This is a genomic window from Citrobacter sp. EC_71 (assembly GCF_019584005.1).
Taxonomy (GTDB): Bacteria; Pseudomonadota; Gammaproteobacteria; order Enterobacterales; family Enterobacteriaceae; genus Citrobacter; species Citrobacter werkmanii.
Window position 1 is genome coordinate 62,579 of record NZ_VDAY01000020.1, and the last position, 17,595, is coordinate 80,173.

Consider the following 17,595-nt stretch of genomic DNA (forward strand, 5'->3'; position numbering starts at 1 on the left):
TTCGCGCCTCTAACTGTAAAAGCTTTGTGCCAGCGAGCCGACAAGCAACTGCCAACCGTCCACCAACACAAACAGCATCAGCTTAAACGGTAACGCGATCGTGGCGGGCGGCACCATCATCATCCCGAGCGCCATCAGCACGCTGGCGATAACCAGATCGATAATCAGAAACGGGATAAAAATGGTAAAGCCTATCTGGAAGGCGGTTTTCAATTCACTGGTGACATAAGCCGGAAGCAAAATTCGCATCGGTACGGCTTCGGGCCCCTGTAAGGGACCGCTGTTTGCCAGACGGGCGAACAGCGCCAGATCGGCTTCACGGGTTTGGCGCAACATAAACTCGCGCAACGGTTGGGCGCCTTTCTCCATGGCTTCCTGCATGGAGATCTTCTCTTCGCTGAACGGCTGGTACGCGTCAACGTAGATTTTATCGATTACTGGCGACATGATGAAAAAAGTCAAAAATAGCGCCAGGCCCAGTAGCACCTGGTTGGGGGGCGCAGATGGCGTTCCCAACGCATTTCGCAACAAACCGAAAACGATGATGATGCGGGTGAAGCTGGTCATCATCAATAAAATGGCAGGCAGGAACGTCAGTGAGGTGATAAACACCAGCGTCTGTACAGGCAATGACCAGCTTTGTCCGCCGCCTGGCAGCGGTTGACTGACCAGACCCGGCAGTTGGGCGAGGGCGACTGGACTGAAAAGCCATAAGCCTGCCAGCGTGATGGAAAACAAACGGCGCATCAGGATCTCCCGGGACGCTTGAGCAAACTCTTCATCATGGCCTGGAAATCCGCAGGGGAGGCCGGTTTTTCTTCTGCATCGGCAGGTGCCGGGGGCAGGGTGTGCAATATGTTAATTTGCGAGGCCGTGACGCCCAGCACCAGGCGCGCATCTTCAACCTCAACAATCACCACGCGCTCACGTGGGCCCAGTGAGGTACTTGCCGCAACCCTCAGCCCTCGCGTACCGTTGCTTTTGGGGGCAAAGCCCAGGCGTTTAATGACCCAGGCTGCCGCCAGGATCAACACGATGATCCCAAGCAGCGCACCGCTTACCTGCACCAGTGGTGAGCCGGGGACGGCGGCTGGCTGAGAAACTGTTGCCTGGGTGTTCATGATTAACGGCTCAGACGACGCATACGTTCTGATGGAGTGATAATGTCGGTGATACGCACGCCGTATTTATCCGCGACCACCACCACTTCACCCTGGGCGATCAGATAACCGTTGATCAGGATATCCAGCGGTTCGCCCGCCAGACCATCCAGCGCGACAACGGAACCCTGCGTCAGACGCAGCAGCTCTTTGATGGTCATGCGGGTACGGCCCAGTTCAACGGTCAGTTTGACCGGAATGTCCATGATCAGGTCGATGTCCTGCAAAGCACCACTGACGTCGCCGCCGCCTAACTGCTGGAATACCGCATCGGCCGCACTTTTGGTGGTCGTGGTTTTTTGCTCGTTTAACGCGTCAGCCCACAGATCGTCCAATGCGCCAGTGTTCTCATCGGACGGATTATTCATATCACTCATTTGGGCTGTTCCTCATTCAGCGAATTCAAAATCGGGTTTATCAGATGTTCTACGCGTAACGCATACTGACCGTTCACGGTGCCATACTGGCTGGTCAGTACAGGCACGCCGTCCACATGAGCAATAATGCGGTCAGGTTTTTCAATCGGCAGTACATCGCCGGGTTTCAGCTTTAAAATCTGGGAAAGCCGCAGCGGAATGTCGGCAAAGTTTGCCACCAGCTCCAGCTCAGAATGCTGAACCTGACGCACCAGATTATTGCGCCAGTTCTGATCTTCATTACGTGAGTTTTCCAGCGGTGGATTCACCAGCAGCTCGCGCAATGGTTCAATCATGCTGAATGGCAGACAAATGTTAAATTCACCGGTCAGGTTGCCAATTTCAACGTGGAACGGGGTGTTCACCACAATGTCGTTAGGCGAGGTGGTGATATTGGTAAATTTCACCTGCATCTCGGAACGAACGTATTCCACTTCCAGCGGATTGATGGCCTTCCACGCGTCGCTGTAGCTTTCAAGCGCCAGCTTCAGCATGCGGTTGATCACGCGCTGTTCAGTATGCGTAAATTCGCGACCTTCCACTTTCGTCGGAAAGCGTCCATCGCCGCCGAACAGGTTATCAACAGCGATAAATACCAGACTTGGTGAGAACACCACCAGACCCGTACCGCGCAGCGGCTTGAGGTGGATTAAGTTCAGGTTGGTCGGCACCGGTAAGTTACGCGCAAATTCGTGATACGGCTGGATACGAATCGCCCCCACGGTAATATCCGGGCTACGGCGCAACAGGTTAAATAATCCCATACGGAACTGGCGCGCGAAGCGTTCGTTAATGATCTCCAGCGCCTGTAAACGCTCACGCACCACGCGGCGTTGGGTGTTGGGATCATAAGGACGAATATCGCTCTCTTTTGCGATACCGGTAATGGGTTCGTCTTTGGTTTCGCTATCGCCATTCAGCAATGCGTCGATTTCAGCCTGAGAAAGAATACTGTCGCCCATGTCTTTACCGCAGAATAAAAGCTGTATAAAGAACGTCGGTGACAACCTGTTTTGGCTGCCCGACAACGAGCGGAGTCGCGAGCGTCTCTTTGATGGCGGTAATCAGCTGTTGTTTACCTTCCTCGGTGGCGAGCGTAGCCGCATTTTGACGAGAAAACAGCAGCAGCAAGCGGCTGCGTACTTCCGGCAAATATTCATTCAGACGCGCACGTGTCGCCTCGTCTTTCATGCGCAACGTGATACCGATATACAGCACGCGGTCCGCATCGCCCAGATTGACGGTAAAGGTATCCAGCGCAAAGAATACCGGGGCAGGCGGTGGAGCCGGTTCCGCTTTGACGCTGGCGGACGGCTGCTGCTGCATGCGCCAGTAGCTATATCCCGCAGTTGCGCAGGCGGCGAGGGTAATTAATACCAGCAGAGGGATCCAAATAGCGCGTTTACTTTTTTTGTTAATCGCGGAGTCAGTCATCAGATACGGGCTTCCTGTTTCGGTACAGCTTATGGGCTGATTATCCCGTGTCCTGTCCACGACAAAGCGTGGAAAAGACGCGGATAATCATGCTACCTCTGGCGTTAGGCGAAGATGTCTACTGCGCCATCACCGCGGGCAGCGGCTTGCAGTGAGGCTGGCGTTGCCAGGATGGTGTCATCTTCAGCGGCAAAAATATCTTGTCCCTGAGCACGACCCGCCTGCTGTTGCTGCCCGGAAGACTGCTGTTGTCCGGCAAAGCTCTCACTGCTGATGTTGCTTTGTCCCAACTGGATCCCACTGTCAGCCAACTGCGTACGCAGCATCGGTAACGCGGCTTCCAGCGCGGCGCGCACGTGACTGTGTGGTGATACCATTTGCAGCTGTGCGAGGTTGTCATCCAGCTTAATGGAAATGTGCACCTGACCCAGATCCTGTGGATGCAGGCGCAGCTCTGCGCTCTGCTGGCCCTGACGCGTGAATAGTGTGACGTGCTGACTCAATGATTGCTGCCATTCCTGACTACCCAACGGAGCGCTTAGCACCGGCGCGGCGGTGGGTAACGGCTGAGCATGTGTCTGTGGGCCACTTAACGGAGCAGCCGTCACGCCAATGCTGGTCGGCGAGGGGGCGCTGTCAATTTCTGCTCTGGTCGCCGCCGCTGCCGTCAGGGGGGTTAGCGGCGGATTGTTTGTCTGATCCAGGCTGCTGCCAGGAGAGGCAATATCCGCTTTACCTTTTTTGGCGTCACCGGGCAGCAGCTCGGCCGCGTTATCGGTGATAGCGCCATGTGCCGTGCCTCGAGACAACGCCGAAAGCGTGGCATCAACGGGGGCAGGGGGGCTGTCGACGGCAGGCGTCGCCAGCGGTTGTCCCGGCAGCATGGCGAACAGCGCGCTCAGGTTGGCGAGATCGTCATCGCTGAGCGTGGTGTTTTTTTCATCCTGCGGAGCAACTTTGCCCAGTGTTGTCAGGGCATTCACTTTCAGCGACGGCGTCAGCGCTGACAACAGTTGCTGCGCGTCTGTCATGTCGGCAAGAGAAGCATCGGTTTGCATCTCTTTTTGCGCCAGCAGATCGGTTAACTTGACCGCCTGGGTGACATCACCATTTTTTTGCAGCAACCCTTTTTGCAGTTTACTGCCCGCCGCCTGCAAGTCGGCAAGCGTCAATGGCGCGCCTTTACCCTGCGCGTCGTCCGCACCTAATGCGCCAGCCAGCAGCGCTAAAAAATCCTCGGGTGAATCTACCGCTTTGCCTGACTGAAGACCTGCGGCTACGTCGGTGTCGGTGGTAATCAGTTGGGGTAAAGTAATCATTCGGGTTTCCTCATAGCTGCACGCTGAGCAAATTCATCCATTTTTTTCTGATCCAGACGGTTTTCGGCGAGTAACGCCGCCGAGGTTTGTCTGTCCTGCAGAGTCTGCCACGCCTGCAACCGTTGTTTTTTATCGCGCCAACTGTTCAGCGCCTGGTCCACTTTCTGTGTCCATTGATTGAGCTGCTGGCGATGTTGCTCAATCGCTTTTTCCAGGGTCTGAATAAACTGCTGATAGTTAATCCAGCGATTACTGGTAATACCCTGACCCATATCGTTATTCAGATTGTTACGGTACTCATGCTGATAATCGATCAACATTTTCAACTGTTCTTCCGCCTGCTGACAGCCACGACGCATCTCTCCCAATAAGACAGCGGCGTCTTCTACCTCTTTCTCAGCCAGGTCTTTCAGCGTTGCTAATGCACCATGTTGTGCCATGACCTATGCTCTCCTGCTCAATCACACACCAGGGAAAATCAGTTCTAAAGCGTGCAGGGAATCTTCCCAGTCAGCCCGTTCAAAAATGCCTTGCTGTAAAAATGCTTCCAGTTGTGGCCATAAGGCGATGGCTTTATCCAACATCGGATCGCTGCCTTTGGCATACGCCCCCACGCTGACCAGGTCGCGGTTACGCTGGAAGCTGGATAGCAACTGTTTAAAATTACGCACCCGCGCATAGTGCTGTTCACTAATGAGCGCAGTCATGGCGCGGCTGATCGAGGCTTCTATATCGATGGCCGGGTAATGACCAGCCTCGGCCAGATGGCGGGACAGCACAATGTGGCCGTCCAGAATTGCGCGTGCCGAATCGGCAATCGGGTCCTGCTGATCGTCACCCTCGGTCAGGACGGTGTAAAACGCGGTAACTGAACCGCCGCCGTGAATACCGTTTCCGGCACGTTCCACCAGCGCCGGTAATTTGGCGAATACTGACGGTGGATAGCCTTTGGTTGCTGGCGGCTCGCCGATCGCCAGCGCGATCTCACGTTGCGCCATCGCATAGCGGGTGAGGGAATCCATAATCAGCAATACGTGCTGTCCACGATCGCGGAAATCTTCGGCGATGCGCGTGGCGTAGGCCGCGCCTTGCATACGTAACAGCGGTGAAACGTCTGCCGGAGCGGCAATCACCACCGAGCGTGCGCGACCGTCAGCGCCGAGAATATTTTCAATAAAATCTTTAACTTCGCGGCCACGTTCGCCAATCAGCCCGACGACGATGACATCTGCCTGGGTATAACGCGCCATCATGCCAAGCAGGACGCTTTTACCGACGCCCGAACCCGCGAAAAGTCCCATACGCTGACCGCGCCCGACGGTTAACAACGCGTTAATGGGGCGCACGCCGGTATCCAGTACGTGTTCAATAGGTGTACGCTGCAGCGGGTTAAACGGCGGCGTCATCAGCGCCCCGGTTTCGGTGGTGTCCGGCGCGGGCAGACCGTCGAGCGGTTTGCCGCTGCCGTCGAGCACCCGGCCCAGCAGAGCAGGACCCAGCGGTAATTGTTTCCCGCTTTGCAGACCTTCTCCGGCAATATTCTTCGCGTACACGCGCGCGCCGGGTAGAACGCCTTCGACCTCCTCGAGCGGCATCAGAAACAGTCGCTGACCGTTAAAGCCCACGACTTCACTTTCAACTTCCTGAGTTTCGTTGCCGTCCTGGCGTTCAATGACGCAGGTGGCGCCCAGCGGCAGCTGTAATCCGGTGGCTTCCAGCACCAGTCCGGTGGCGCGGGTCAGACGCCCGTAGCGACGCACCGCAGGCAGCAGCGACATTTTCTCTTCGAAGTTGTCCAGCGTATTGAGCCAGCGAGTCAGACGAGTGGTCATTACACGACTCCTGGCGCGGCCAGACGGCAGAGCTCTTGCCAGCGTGTAGCGACGCTGGCATCCAGATCGCCTTCGTCGGCAGAGACTTTACAGCCGCCGTGATGCAACGTGGGATCGCCGCGCAGCCGCCAGCCGTGCAGACTGAGGGTCGCACCGAGCATCTCTTCCACCCGCTGGAGATCGTCCGGATGTACGCGCAGCTGCGGTTTACCGCTGAACAGCGGTTCCTGCTGTAACAGCTGTTGAATTTGTTTAATCAGCGCCGCGTTATCCACGACAGGCGTCTGACCTATCACCTGACGCGCCGCCTCCAGCGCCATTTGCATCAGGCGCGAGGCGATAACGCTGTCCAGTGCGTCCAGCGTATTCTGAAATTCGCTCACCAGTTGCTGCATACGGGCAGTGATTGGCGCATGCTGTGCGCGCGCCTGGTTCTGGCCTTGCTCCAGGCCCTGATTCAGTCCTTCCTGATAGCCTTGTTCGTGGCCTTTTTGTCGACCTTCCGCCAGACCGGCGTTATAACCTTGCTCATGGGCCTGCATTTGCAACTGCGCGAGCTGCTGCTCAAGCTGTTGCTCTGCAGAGAGTTCCGGCTCGGCGGTCTCTTCTGACAGCGGTGTTTCACTGTGGTCGGCCAGCACGAACTCCGCCATCGGTGGGGCGAGATCGTCCGGGGTCCAGACTTTCCACGGCAGTTCGTTAGACATAGGTATCCTCGCCGCTGCCGATCACCATCTCGCCGGTTTCCGCCAGACGACGCACAATAAGCAGAATCGCTTTCTGTTCGTTTTCTACCTGCGACAAACGCACCGGACCACGGTTGGCGAGGTCGTCGCGTAGAATATCGGCAGCACGTTGCGACATGTTGCGCAGGAACTTCTCGCGTAGCGGCTGTTCGGCGCCTTTCAGGGCAATCAGCAGCGATTCGGAATCCACTTCCTGCAGCAGACGCTGGATACTGCGATCGTCGACGTCCACCAGGTTTTCGAACAGGAACATCTCGTCGATAATTTTCTGCGCCAGTTCGCCGTCGAATTCGCGCACGGCGGTAATAACGGCTTCTTCCTGCTGGGTTTTCATCAGGTTGATGATTTCCGCCGCCGTTCTCACGCCGCCCATTTTGCTGCGCTTGAGGTTCTGGCCGTCGAGCAGGCCATTCAATACTTCGGTTAATTCCGCCAGCGCGGCAGGCTGTACGCCGCCGAAAGTGGCGATACGCAGCATGACGTCGTGACGTAAACGTTCGTCGAACAGCGCCAGAATATCGGCAGCCTGGCCCCGTTTGAGGTGCACCAGAATGGTGGCGATAATCTGTGGATGTTCGTCGCGGATAAGATCGGCGGCGCTTTGCGGCTCCATAAAGTTGAGCGTTTCAATGCCGCTGGTGGTATCGCGGGTTTCCAGAATATCTTCCAGCAGGCTGGACGCGCGTTCTTCACCCAGCGCTTTCACCAGCACCGAGCGCAGATATTCGTTAGCGTTAATGTTTAGCGCGGCAAATTGTTCGGCTTCTTGTTCAAACTCCGCCAGCACTTCCGTCAACTGTTTGTTGGAGATCTGGCGTACGTTGGCCATCGCCGTACTGAGCGCCTGAACTTCGCGCGTGGAAAGGTGCTTAAACACCTCCGCCGCGCGATCTTCGCCAATGGTCATCAGCAGGATGACGCTTTTATCGGTACCGGTAAGGGCATTACTCATGATCGTTACTCATCCACTGACGAATGACCAGCGCCACGACGCGCGGATCGTTATCTGACATTTCACGAATACGCTGGCTCATGACTTCTGCGCCCAGGCGCTGGTTCGTGCGACGTTGCTGGGTCTGTTCGTCTTTGCTGAGGCGAACTTCTACCGCTTCTTCGGTTTCCTGACGGATTCGCGTTTGTTCTTGTGCGGCTTTGGCTTCCTCGCTGCGACGGACCAATTGCGGGCGAACGGCTTTGCGCCACAGGAGCCAGGCGACCAGCAGAACCAGCAACCAACGACCTGCGGACATTAACTGATCAATAAAGAACGGCTGTTTCCAGAACGGAAGCTCACCCATGGAATCGTCGGTCGCTGTGAACGGAGAGTTCACCACGTTCAGGGTATCGCCACGTTTGTCGGAGAAACCCATCGCCTCGCGGGTCAGATCTTCAATCTGTTTCATCTGTTCGGCAGTTAACGGCAGCGGTTTGCCGTCTGGCAGCGTTTTATAGTTGACCACGACGGCAACTGAGAGACGCTGCACATCGCCAACGTTCATTTTGGTGTGGCGAATGGTACGGTCGACTTCATAGTTGCTGGTTTCATTGCGCTGCGTACTGCGCGGACCGGCATTGTTACTGTTATTCGTTGTCTGCGTGGTTTGCGCATTTTGCTGATTCGCCGGGGGATTGGCGATTGGCGCGGTATTAGCCGGCGCTGGCTGATTAGACAATGCGCCCGGTACGCCGCCAGGCGCTCCGCTACCAACCTGCTCACTGACGTTTAACTGGCGCGAGCGCAGCACGGCCTGGGACTCATCACCGTTTGGACGGTATTGCTCTTCGGTTTGCTCTTTATTGGCAAAATCCAGTTGCGCGGTGACTTGTGCATGGACATTACCGTTGCCGACAATTGGCGACAGGATCGATTCGATCCGGCGCTGCACGCGGCTTTCGACGTCGCTGGCGTATTTCAACTGCGCATCGTTGAGATCGCGGCTGCTGGTGTTCGACTGGGTTAACAGATGACCCGCCTGGTCGACCAGCGTCACGTTGCCCGGCGGTAAGCCTGCAACAGCGCTGGAGACCAAATGCGTGACCGCGCTGATTTGACCTTCATCCAGCGCTCGACCCGGTTCCAGATTAACGGTGACGGAGGCCGAAGGCGCTTTTTGCTCACGTACAAACAGCGAAGGTTTAGGCATCGCCAGATGCACGCGGGCACGTTTTACCGGGCCCAGGGTTTCAATAGTGCGGGCTAATTCACCTTCCAGCGCGCGCTGGTAGTTGACCTGCTCACTAAACTGGCTGATACCAAACTTTTCCTGATCCAGCAGCTCAAAGCCAACGGCTCCACCTTTCGGTAGGCCTTGCTGCGCCAGACGCAAGCGCAGCTCGTGGACTTTATCGGCCGGAACTTCAATAGCGCCGCTTCCCTCAGTAAAACGATAGGGAACGTTCATCTGCGTCAGTTGGGTGACAATCGCGCCACCATCCTGATCGGAAAGATTGCTGAACAAGGTGCGGTAGTCGGGCGCTTTGGCCCATAGAACCATCGCCACGACGATAGCGACGGCAGCGGCTCCTGCAACAATCAGAGGAATTCTGGGATTCGCGCGCAGGCGATTTAACCACTCGAGAGGTTTAAGCTGGGTTGCAGTCGATGCTGTCGCACTCATCTCGCACCTCGTGGCTTATCGTGGACGGCGTTTTTTGCAAAGTGGAACAAGACTCACTCCCGGGTCAGCAAACTCGAAAAATTCACGGTCTCATTATTTGCGGTTTCGAATTTTTCTATGGGTTAAAAACCGTGGTTTTTTATCGTTATTTAACGCCTTTATCTTATTGACTAACTGGTAATCTCAGCTATGTGAAAATTCATCCAGGGGATCAGAATGTCGGCAATACAGGGGATTGAAGGGGTCATCAGCCAGTTACAAACCACGGCGATGTCAGCAAAAATGCAGGATATGCAGCCACAACCGACCGTGAGTTTTGCCGGTCAGTTGCATGCGGCGTTAGACAGAATCAGCGATGTGCAGACCGCGTCCCGTGTCCAGGCTGAGAAATTTACCCTCGGTGAACCGGGTATTGCGCTGAATGATGTGATGACCGATATGCAAAAAGCATCGGTGTCGATGCAGATGGGGATTCAGGTACGTAATAAACTGGTATCGGCGTATCAGGAAGTCATGTCGATGCAGGTGTAGGGACAACGTGCAGATAATGTCGGCCGGATGAGCGCAGGCCATCCGGCAAACAGTTACTTCTGAATCAAATAGCGAATCGTTGGGCCATCCTGCTGAATATCCAGCACCTTATAGCCGTGATTGCGCGCATCCAGTGGAATATTATTGATTGACTGCGGGCAGTCGCTCACCACTTCCAGAATTTCCCCTTTCTTCAATTGCGGCATCGCTTCCAGCGTGGCAACTGCCGGGTACGGACATGGTTCGCCGACCATATCCAGGCGATAATCAGGCACGATATTTTTCATACAGACTCCTTGGCAGGCGTCAGCCCTGCACGGCGGAAGAAACGTTTTTCCCAGCCAATGATGAGCATCAGCGCGGTAAATAACAGCAGATAGGTCACCAGCAAGCCACCGAGCGGACCAAAGGTGTTGAGCAGATTCACCTTATCCCAGTTGGTGGCGAGGGCTGGCGCAAAATCATCCCAGTAGTAGGCCAGAATGGTCGAGCCAATTACATTGCCCAGACCAACCCACCAGTAATGTACCTGACCTTCAACGGCGCGGTACATCCAGCCGGTTTCACACCCGCCCGCTAAAACAATACCGAAGCCAAACAACAAGCCACCGATCACTGCATTTGGACCCGCCCACATAATCTTCGGCTCGACGCCTAACTGCACATAACTAAAAATACCGATGGCGCTGACCGCCATCCCGAAGATGATCGCTTTTGCCATATGGGTACGACCGGAAATCCACAGGTCGCGGAAGGCTGAAGTGAAGCAGATTTGCGCCCGTTCAATCAGCAGACCGAACCCGACGCCGAACAGCATCGCCAGGCCGAGCTTGGGTTTATCCATTGCGGTGAGTAGCGCCCAGCCGATCATGGCGATAAACACCAGCATGCCGAGGCGAAAACGGCGACGCGCCTGATCCGGTTTTTGCGTCAGCGGGGAAGCGGCGGAGACTTTCTGCATTTTGACCGGAATACGGAATATCGGCAGCAGGGTAAAACGTGCGCCAAACCACGAGCCAATGGCTGTTGCCAGCGCAAAAAACCAGGCGTGTAGCGAGAACTGTGGAATGCCGGTGAAGAACGCGGCCAGGTTACACCCCATCGCCAGACGGGCGCCGAATCCGGCAATAATCCCGCCGACTATCGCCTGCATGATGCGTATCCGACTGCGCGGCATGCGAAGTTTGACGTTGTTGGCCCAGAGTGCGGCAGCAAAACAGCCGCCGAACATACCGAGGATCATCATACCGTCGATGCGGGTCAGGGGGGAGCCTTCAAGATGGATCAGCTTGTAGTAACCCCACTCTTCGGCGTGAACGCCAAATAATTGCAGGATTTGACCACCCCAACGGGTGAATTCACCGGTCACGGCCCAGAAGGTTCCCGTAATGCCGAAATAGTAAGTAGAGAGAATACCCGCTGCGATGACCGCAGGGGCAGGGGCCCAAAATTTAATTAACCAGGCCTGTTTGAAGTGTTGCCATGACATGCGTTTTGCCTCTGAACTCAGAAGGTATGTAACAAGAAGTGTGGATACTACACCGATCAGAATTTTTGACTATGAGTAATAAGAGGTAACACCGTCTGGATCAATCTTTCTCAATGCCACCGAAAGGCTGGCGGCATCAGGCCTTTAATGCCACAATCCCATTTTCTTCGCATGCAGGATGAATGATGAAAAAATTAGCAATCGTTGGGGTATTTCTGGCGTTGAGCGGATGCGCCGAAGTAGAGAATTATAACGACGTGGTGAAAACGCCCGCGCCAGCCGGTCTGGAAGGTTACTGGCAGTCAAAAGGACCGCAACGTAGCCTGGTCAGCCCGGAAGCCATTGCCAGCCTGGTAGTGACGAAAGAGGGTGACACGCTGGATTGTCGCCAGTGGCAGCGGGTCATTGCCCTGCCGGGGAAACTGACGATGATTTCCGGCGATCTCACCAACGTGACGGTGAAACGTGAGCTGTATGAGATTGAGCGCGAAGGCAATACGCTGGAGTATGATGGCATGACGCTGCAACGAGTGGATCGCCCGACGCAGGAGTGCGCTGACGCGTTAACGAAAACGCCGCTGGCCACACCGCTGCCATAAGCAGCACGCCCCGGTAGCCAGTAGCCACCGGGGTTGAGTATTACAACACGTCTTCAATCACCCACACGCTGACGCTACCGCCGTTGCAGAAAAACGTCGCTTCCCCGTTTTCATCGGTCACCACGCTTTCTTCGCGATTTCCCAAATAATCGCGCCAGGTTTTATTACCGTAATTCGCCCCCAGATTGATGGTTTTTTCCCCGTCATCGCCGTTAGACAGCACCACCACACAGCCGGGATCTTCGTCCGTTCCGCTGCGGCTAAAAGCGATACAGTTAGGATGATCGAAGAAGAGCGTCTGTACGCCGTGGGCGAAGCGCTGGCGGGCGAGGATCAGTTCGGCAAGCTGTTCGATAATTGGCATGTCGATAGGATAGGTTTCGCCATCGCCGCCGGTGTCTTCGTAATGCGCTCCGTAGAGGTCAGGATAAAACACCGACGGTACGCCGTTTTCCCGCAGCAGGATCAACGCATAGGCCAGCGGCTTAAACCACGCCTCGACAGGGGCTTCCAGCGCCTGCAATGGCTGGGTGTCATGATTGGCAACCAGCGTGACGGCATGAAACGGATCGGCCTCGACTAACGTGTCGGTGAAAATCTGGCTCATGTCGTAATCGCGGCCCTGACGGGAGGCCTCGTGGAATTTCATCTGCAAAGGGGCGTCGAACAGCATGGTTTTCCCCTCCACCTGGTTAATGTAGGTTTGCAGCTTGTCGACCTCGTGGGACCAGTATTCCGCGACAATAAACAATGGCTTGGGGGCGACTTCCTGTACGTGTTCAATCCACTCTTTATAAAACCATGCCGGAATATGTTTCACCGCATCTAAACGAAAGCCGTCGCACTGGGTTTGCTCCATCACCCAGCGCGCCCAGTATTTGATCTCCTCGGTCACGGCGTGATTACGAAAATCGATGTTTTCGCCCATCAGATAATCAAAATTACCCAGTTCATCGTCCACCTGATCGTTCCAGCCTTCACCGGTGTAATCGTTAACGATTTTGAAAATGCCGTCTTCGGTGGGGTTCTCGATATGGTCAATGCCGCTGAAGCATTTAAAATCCCAAATGAATTGTGAATACTGGCCTGCGCGGGCGGGGAAGGTATAGCGCGTCCAGGCCTCACATTCGATGATTTCATCCTCTATTTGCGTGCGATCGTCGGCGTTAACCCGCTGGACGCGAATCTTTTCTTTCTCATCTGCGCCCATTTTGTGGTTAACCACCACGTCGAGCAGTACGGCGATGTCGTTGTGTTTCAGCGCGTCAATTGCCGCCAGCAGCTGGTTTTTATCGCCATATTTGGTGGGGATGGTTCCCCTCTGGTCAAACTCGCCCAGGTCAAACAGATCGTACGAGTCGTAGCCAACGGAATAACCGCCGGATGCGCCTTTATAGGCGGGGGGCAGCCACACCATATTGATGCCGATATCATTGAGTCCGCCTGCGCGTTCGGCAAGCTCGGGCCAGAGTTGCCCCCCATCGGGGTAATACCAGTGAAAATACTGCAATAACGTGGGATTTTTCATCTTCCGTGCTCCAGAAGTCGTTTGGCCGACCTCTGGAGTATGGAAGATTATTCAGATTTAACAGAAAATTATTGCGGGGCGGTGGGGGCGTCGGGCACTAACAGCATGCCGGAAAGACGGCCATAGGCGTTATTGAGCGTCTTCTGGCGCGTCGACTGACCGATGAGGTTGCTAAGTTCATCCAGCCGCTGCTGCAACAGTGTTTTGAGCAACTGTTCGTTATCCAGCGTCTGTTTAATATACCCGGCCACTAAGTCCTGAATACTTCTCGTAATGCCAGGTGGAGTTTGCTCTTCCATGACCACTTCAATACTTTGCAGATAGCTAACTTCCTGTTCCAGTAAAAGGTCCCACTCACCCCGCTGCGCCAGTTCCAGCAGCGAGTGACTGAGTAGCGCGATGCGCTGCCAACGGTTGATAAACTCCACGGCTGAGGTCATTAACGAGACTCCTGGGACGACGCTTTCGGTGAGATCTGTTTCCAGGCTTCCGCAATGTTGCCGAGCAACCCTTCGACTTCTTCAATAGCCTGACAATCATTACGCAAGTTGGCTTGCAGTAAACGGCGAATCATATAGTCATAGAGCGCAGACAGGTTGGTGGCGATTTCACCGCCATTTTCCTGATCCAGACCTGCTTTCAGACCATTGTCGATAATATTAATGGCTTTACTTAACGCCTCGCCTTTGGCGACGATATCGCCCTGTTGCATAAACAGGCGAGAGCGCACCAGGGCGCTGTTCGCACCATCAAACAACATTTCGATCAACTGATGCGGATTGGCGCTCATCACGCCACTCTCTATGCTGACCTGTGCATAGGCTTTGGTACCGCTCGCGGTATACATGCTTACCTCGTGTTATCAGGATTTATTCATCGCTGTAAATTGTTGGCCCAGATAGGTACTGGTGTTATTCAGCTTGCTCATCATGCTATCGAGCTGGGTAAACTGCGCCGTATATCGCGCAACCATGTCGTCAATACTAGCGCTGACTGACAGGTATTGTTTGGTCAGTTTTTTCAGCGTCGCATTAATGCTGTCTTGTGCACTGTCGATAATGCCGTCATCAGCCAAATAACTTTTTACTTCAGCGGCAATTTTGGTGGTGATCCCGGTTTCTTTGCCGTCGCCAGCCAACAACTCACGTACCGAAGCGGTGTTTTCGTCCAGCGCTTTTTTCAGTTTGGTGTCATCGATGGTCATCTTGCCGGTTTTGCCATCTTGCTTGATGCCAATTTCGTTCAGCGTCTTAAAGGCGCCTTCGCTGCCGGAGTTAGCAAACTGCGCACGGATACCAGTCTGGATCATACGTACTACGCTATCACCCACCAGGGCACCGTTGTCTTTGTCCTGTCCTTCAGCACCTTGATCAACGGCTTTATATTTGGTCAACGTATTAAAGGTATCGATCAGTGAGTTATAGGCATCCACCCAGCCTTTAATTGCTTCCGTAGCTTTCTCATTGCTTTTCGTGACGGTGACACGCGCGTCGGTGACCTTTTTGGTCAGTTCCAGCGTCACCCCCTGCGGGGCATCGGTGACTTTGTTACTCTGACGTTCAATAGGAATCCCGTTCATGGTTAATTTGGCGTTTTGCGCAACCACCAGCTCGTCCATTTTACCGGTGCCAGTGTCACTGTCGTAAGCCAGCAGGTCGTTAAGCTTGCTGTCGCCGTCAACAGAGATGGTCATTTTGCTGTCCAGACCTTCTGCTGCGGTCAGCACCAGTTTGAATTCGCCATCTTTCACCTTCACGATACTGGCGGAGATTCCGCTATCGGTATCGTTAATCGCCTTACTGATATCATCCAGCGTGGTTTTGTCTTGCGACAGTTTAATCTCCAGCGGCTCTTTACGACCCGGCTGCTCAATCTTAATTGTACGGGTAGCAGAACCATCACCCAGCGTCTCTTTGCTGGAAGCAACCGATGAGGTGCTCAGAGACTGCGCCTGCGCCAGCTGCGTGACGCTGATGGTATAAATTCCCGGTGCCGCGCCAGCTTCGGTGGTGACTTTCAGATCTTCAGTGCTGCTGGTCACGTTACTGCTTCTGAACAGCTCCGGTTTATTTAACGCGGTATTGGCCGTCTGGAATTTTTCCAGCGCACTCTTCAGCGTACCGTAAGCCGTCAGACGGGCGGTATTGTCGGTTTGTTGCTGAGTGATTGGATTTAAACGTTTTTTCTCAGCAATAGTCAGGTTGTTTAGCAACGTGTCCAGTGGTAAGCCTGAGCCTACGCCTAATGATGTAAATGAAGCCATGCCCGATTCCTTGTGATTGCAAACAATTGTTAAGCGGGTTATCGGCAATCTGCGCGCAAAGTTTAATGATAGTTTTGTCAAAATAATGCGCGGAATAGTGGTGCATAAAGAGGGTATTTCACGGGCTAAGAAAAAAGAGAGCGGAAAGAAAAAATTTTCTAAAGTTCGAATTTAAGGTGCCGATACATGGGTTACGGTGAGAAACCGTGGGCAACAGCCCAATAACATCGAGTTGTAATTGATAAGGAAAAGATCATGGCACAAGTCATCAATACAAACAGCCTGTCGCTGTTGACCCAAACAACCTGAACAAATCTCAGTCCTCTCTGAGCTCCGCTATCGAGCGTCTGTCCTCTGGTCTGCGTATCAACAGCGCCAAAGACGATGCTGCTGGTCAGGCGATTGCCAACCGTTTCACATCTAACATCAAAGGCCTGACTCAGGCGTCCCGTAACGCCAACGACGGTATTTCTATCGCACAGACCACTGAAGGTGCGCTGAACGAAATCAACAACAACCTGCAGCGTGTGCGTGAGCTGTCCGTGCAGGCGGCGAACGGAACGAACTCTGGTTCTGATTTAACCTCTATTCAAGATGAAATTAACCAACGCTTGTCTGAAATCAATCGCGTAGCTGAACAGACCGATTTCAATGGTACGAAAGTGTTGAGTAAAGATGGTAAGTTGACTATTCAGGTTGGCGCGAATGATAATGAAACAATTTCTATTGATCTGAAAAAAATCGACTCTTCAACGCTGGGGCTAGATAAGCTCGATGTTACCAAAATGGCAAACACCGTTTCAAATGGCACATCATTGAATGTAAACGCTACTTTTGATGAAAGCATGCTCAAAGATTTGGGGGGAGCAGCAGTAACCGGCGGCAAACTTATGACAGATGATGATGGTAAAACATATGTTACTATTAACGCTAAGAATTACGAAGCCAAGGTTGATAGCACAAAAGGCACGGTAACATACGATTCTACAGGAGCTGAATATACTCCGGCAGCAAATCCTGTAGAAGTTAAAACAGTAGGCAAGACAGTTAAAGTAGATGCTGAGACAGGTTTTGCGAAAAACCAAGATTTAGTAAAATACAAAACTGGAACTGGCGTTAATGCCAAAGATGCTTACGCTATTAGAACAACCGATGCAGTCACCGATCATGCTACCTATACATCCGCAACATTTGATGCTGATGGTAAAGTTACCGCTGGCACTGCTGTCACTCCTGATATTACGGTAAACCCCCTGGATAAAATTGATGCTGCGTTATCCGATGTAGATAAATTCCGTAGCCAGTTAGGTGCTGTTCAGAACCGTTTCGAATCAGCAATCACCAACCTCGGTAACACCGTGAACAACCTGTCTTCTGCCCGTGCCGTATTGAAGATTCCGACTACGCGACCGAAGTGTCTAACATGTCTCGTGCTCAGATCCTGCAACAGGCAGGTACTTCTGTTCTGGCACAGGCTAACCAGACCACGCAGAACGTTCTGTCTCTGCTGCGTTAATTTACGCTTATCGCGCAAACCCCGCTCCGGCGTAACACCGTTCACTTAAGATGTTTTGAGTGAACGGGATACTGGGTTTTTGAGATTCGAACGGTCCTTTTTTTGGGCCGTTTTCTCTTTTCTGGCAGGATAAATTGTTTCACA

At 53.7% G+C, this 17,595-nt stretch carries 19 protein-coding genes and 1 pseudogene; 3 read left to right on the forward strand and 17 right to left on the reverse strand.

What is annotated here, in order from left to right:
* Positions 1-9: 9 nt before the first annotated feature.
* The 11 genes from fliP to fliF form a co-directional block, all read right to left on the reverse strand.
* Entirely contained in the window at positions 10-747 is a 738-nt protein-coding gene (fliP, locus tag FHD02_RS19140) for a flagellar type III secretion system pore protein FliP (protein WP_038641584.1), read from the reverse strand.
* Positions 747-1,124 carry a flagellar biosynthetic protein FliO gene (gene fliO, locus FHD02_RS19145; protein WP_137360887.1) on the reverse strand — a complete coding sequence of 126 codons (378 nt, stop codon included), beginning with the start codon at positions 1,122-1,124 and terminating at the stop codon, positions 747-749. The genes fliP and fliO overlap by 1 nt, the downstream gene beginning before the upstream one ends.
* Complete coding sequence (fliN, locus tag FHD02_RS19150) at positions 1,124-1,537, reverse strand: flagellar motor switch protein FliN (protein WP_005127761.1); 414 nt, start codon at positions 1,535-1,537, stop codon at positions 1,124-1,126. Before fliN ends, fliO begins: the two co-directional genes overlap by 1 nt.
* On the reverse strand, positions 1,534-2,538 hold the full coding sequence (gene fliM, locus FHD02_RS19155) for a flagellar motor switch protein FliM (RefSeq protein ID WP_038641580.1): 1,005 nt from the start codon (positions 2,536-2,538) through the stop codon (positions 1,534-1,536). Before fliM ends, fliN begins: the two co-directional genes overlap by 4 nt.
* A gap of 4 nt (positions 2,539-2,542) precedes the next feature.
* A complete protein-coding gene (gene fliL / locus FHD02_RS19160) occupies positions 2,543-3,010 on the reverse strand; it encodes a flagellar basal body-associated protein FliL (RefSeq protein WP_038641578.1) in 468 nt (155 codons plus the stop codon).
* Positions 3,011-3,114: 104 nt separating this feature from the next.
* Positions 3,115-4,329, reverse strand: a complete 1,215-nt coding sequence (fliK, locus tag FHD02_RS19165) for a flagellar hook length control protein FliK (RefSeq protein WP_137360888.1) — start codon at positions 4,327-4,329, stop codon at positions 3,115-3,117.
* Positions 4,326-4,769 (reverse strand): flagellar export protein FliJ, encoded by a 444-nt coding sequence (gene fliJ / locus FHD02_RS19170; RefSeq protein WP_038641574.1) that lies wholly within the window; start codon positions 4,767-4,769, stop codon positions 4,326-4,328. The genes fliK and fliJ overlap by 4 nt, the downstream gene beginning before the upstream one ends.
* Positions 4,770-4,790: 21 nt before the next feature.
* On the reverse strand, positions 4,791-6,161 hold the full coding sequence (gene fliI, locus FHD02_RS19175; RefSeq protein WP_042307679.1) for a flagellar protein export ATPase FliI: 1,371 nt from the start codon (positions 6,159-6,161) through the stop codon (positions 4,791-4,793).
* Positions 6,161-6,868, reverse strand: a complete 708-nt coding sequence (gene fliH, locus FHD02_RS19180; protein ID WP_061382616.1) for a flagellar assembly protein FliH — start codon at positions 6,866-6,868, stop codon at positions 6,161-6,163. The genes fliI and fliH overlap by 1 nt, the downstream gene beginning before the upstream one ends.
* Entirely contained in the window at positions 6,861-7,859 is a 999-nt protein-coding gene (gene fliG / locus FHD02_RS19185) for a flagellar motor switch protein FliG (RefSeq protein ID WP_003030443.1), read from the reverse strand. The genes fliH and fliG overlap by 8 nt, the downstream gene beginning before the upstream one ends.
* Complete coding sequence (gene fliF / locus FHD02_RS19190) at positions 7,852-9,525, reverse strand: flagellar basal-body MS-ring/collar protein FliF (RefSeq protein ID WP_137349994.1); 1,674 nt, start codon at positions 9,523-9,525, stop codon at positions 7,852-7,854. Before fliF ends, fliG begins: the two co-directional genes overlap by 8 nt.
* 216 nt (positions 9,526-9,741) lie before the next feature.
* Here fliF and fliE point away from each other — a divergent pair, with 216 nt between their 5' ends.
* Positions 9,742-10,056 (forward strand): flagellar hook-basal body complex protein FliE, encoded by a 315-nt coding sequence (fliE, locus tag FHD02_RS19195; RefSeq protein WP_016153486.1) that lies wholly within the window; start codon positions 9,742-9,744, stop codon positions 10,054-10,056.
* Positions 10,057-10,109: 53 nt separating this feature from the next.
* Here fliE and yedF read toward each other — a convergent pair whose 3' ends face one another.
* Together yedF and yedE are read right to left on the reverse strand one after the other, a co-directional pair.
* Entirely contained in the window at positions 10,110-10,343 is a 234-nt protein-coding gene (yedF, locus tag FHD02_RS19200) for a sulfurtransferase-like selenium metabolism protein YedF (RefSeq protein ID WP_137360889.1), read from the reverse strand.
* A complete protein-coding gene (gene yedE / locus FHD02_RS19205) occupies positions 10,340-11,566 on the reverse strand; it encodes a selenium metabolism membrane protein YedE/FdhT (RefSeq protein WP_371415444.1) in 1,227 nt (408 codons plus the stop codon). The genes yedF and yedE overlap by 4 nt, the downstream gene beginning before the upstream one ends.
* Before the next feature lie 164 nt (positions 11,567-11,730).
* Between yedE and yedD the strand changes: the two genes are divergently transcribed.
* Positions 11,731-12,144, forward strand: coding sequence for a lipoprotein YedD (yedD, locus tag FHD02_RS19210; protein WP_042307689.1), 414 nt, complete (start codon positions 11,731-11,733; stop codon positions 12,142-12,144).
* Between the two features lie 40 nt (positions 12,145-12,184).
* Here yedD and amyA read toward each other — a convergent pair whose 3' ends face one another.
* The 4 genes from amyA to fliD form a co-directional block, all read right to left on the reverse strand.
* Complete coding sequence (gene amyA, locus FHD02_RS19215) at positions 12,185-13,672, reverse strand: alpha-amylase (protein ID WP_137360891.1); 1,488 nt, start codon at positions 13,670-13,672, stop codon at positions 12,185-12,187.
* Positions 13,673-13,740: 68 nt separating this feature from the next.
* On the reverse strand, positions 13,741-14,112 hold the full coding sequence (gene fliT, locus FHD02_RS19220; protein ID WP_061382620.1) for a flagella biosynthesis regulatory protein FliT: 372 nt from the start codon (positions 14,110-14,112) through the stop codon (positions 13,741-13,743).
* A complete protein-coding gene (gene fliS / locus FHD02_RS19225) occupies positions 14,112-14,519 on the reverse strand; it encodes a flagellar export chaperone FliS (RefSeq protein WP_137371260.1) in 408 nt (135 codons plus the stop codon). The genes fliT and fliS overlap by 1 nt, the downstream gene beginning before the upstream one ends.
* A 15-nt stretch (positions 14,520-14,534) precedes the next feature.
* Positions 14,535-15,935 (reverse strand): flagellar filament capping protein FliD, encoded by a 1,401-nt coding sequence (fliD, locus tag FHD02_RS19230; RefSeq protein ID WP_220394200.1) that lies wholly within the window; start codon positions 15,933-15,935, stop codon positions 14,535-14,537.
* 255 nt (positions 15,936-16,190) lie between these two features.
* On the opposite strand from fliD, the pseudogene FHD02_RS19235 reads away from it, so the two are divergent.
* Positions 16,191-17,451 (forward strand): annotated as a pseudogene (locus FHD02_RS19235) (FliC/FljB family flagellin).
* Positions 17,452-17,595: the final 144 nt, after the last annotated feature.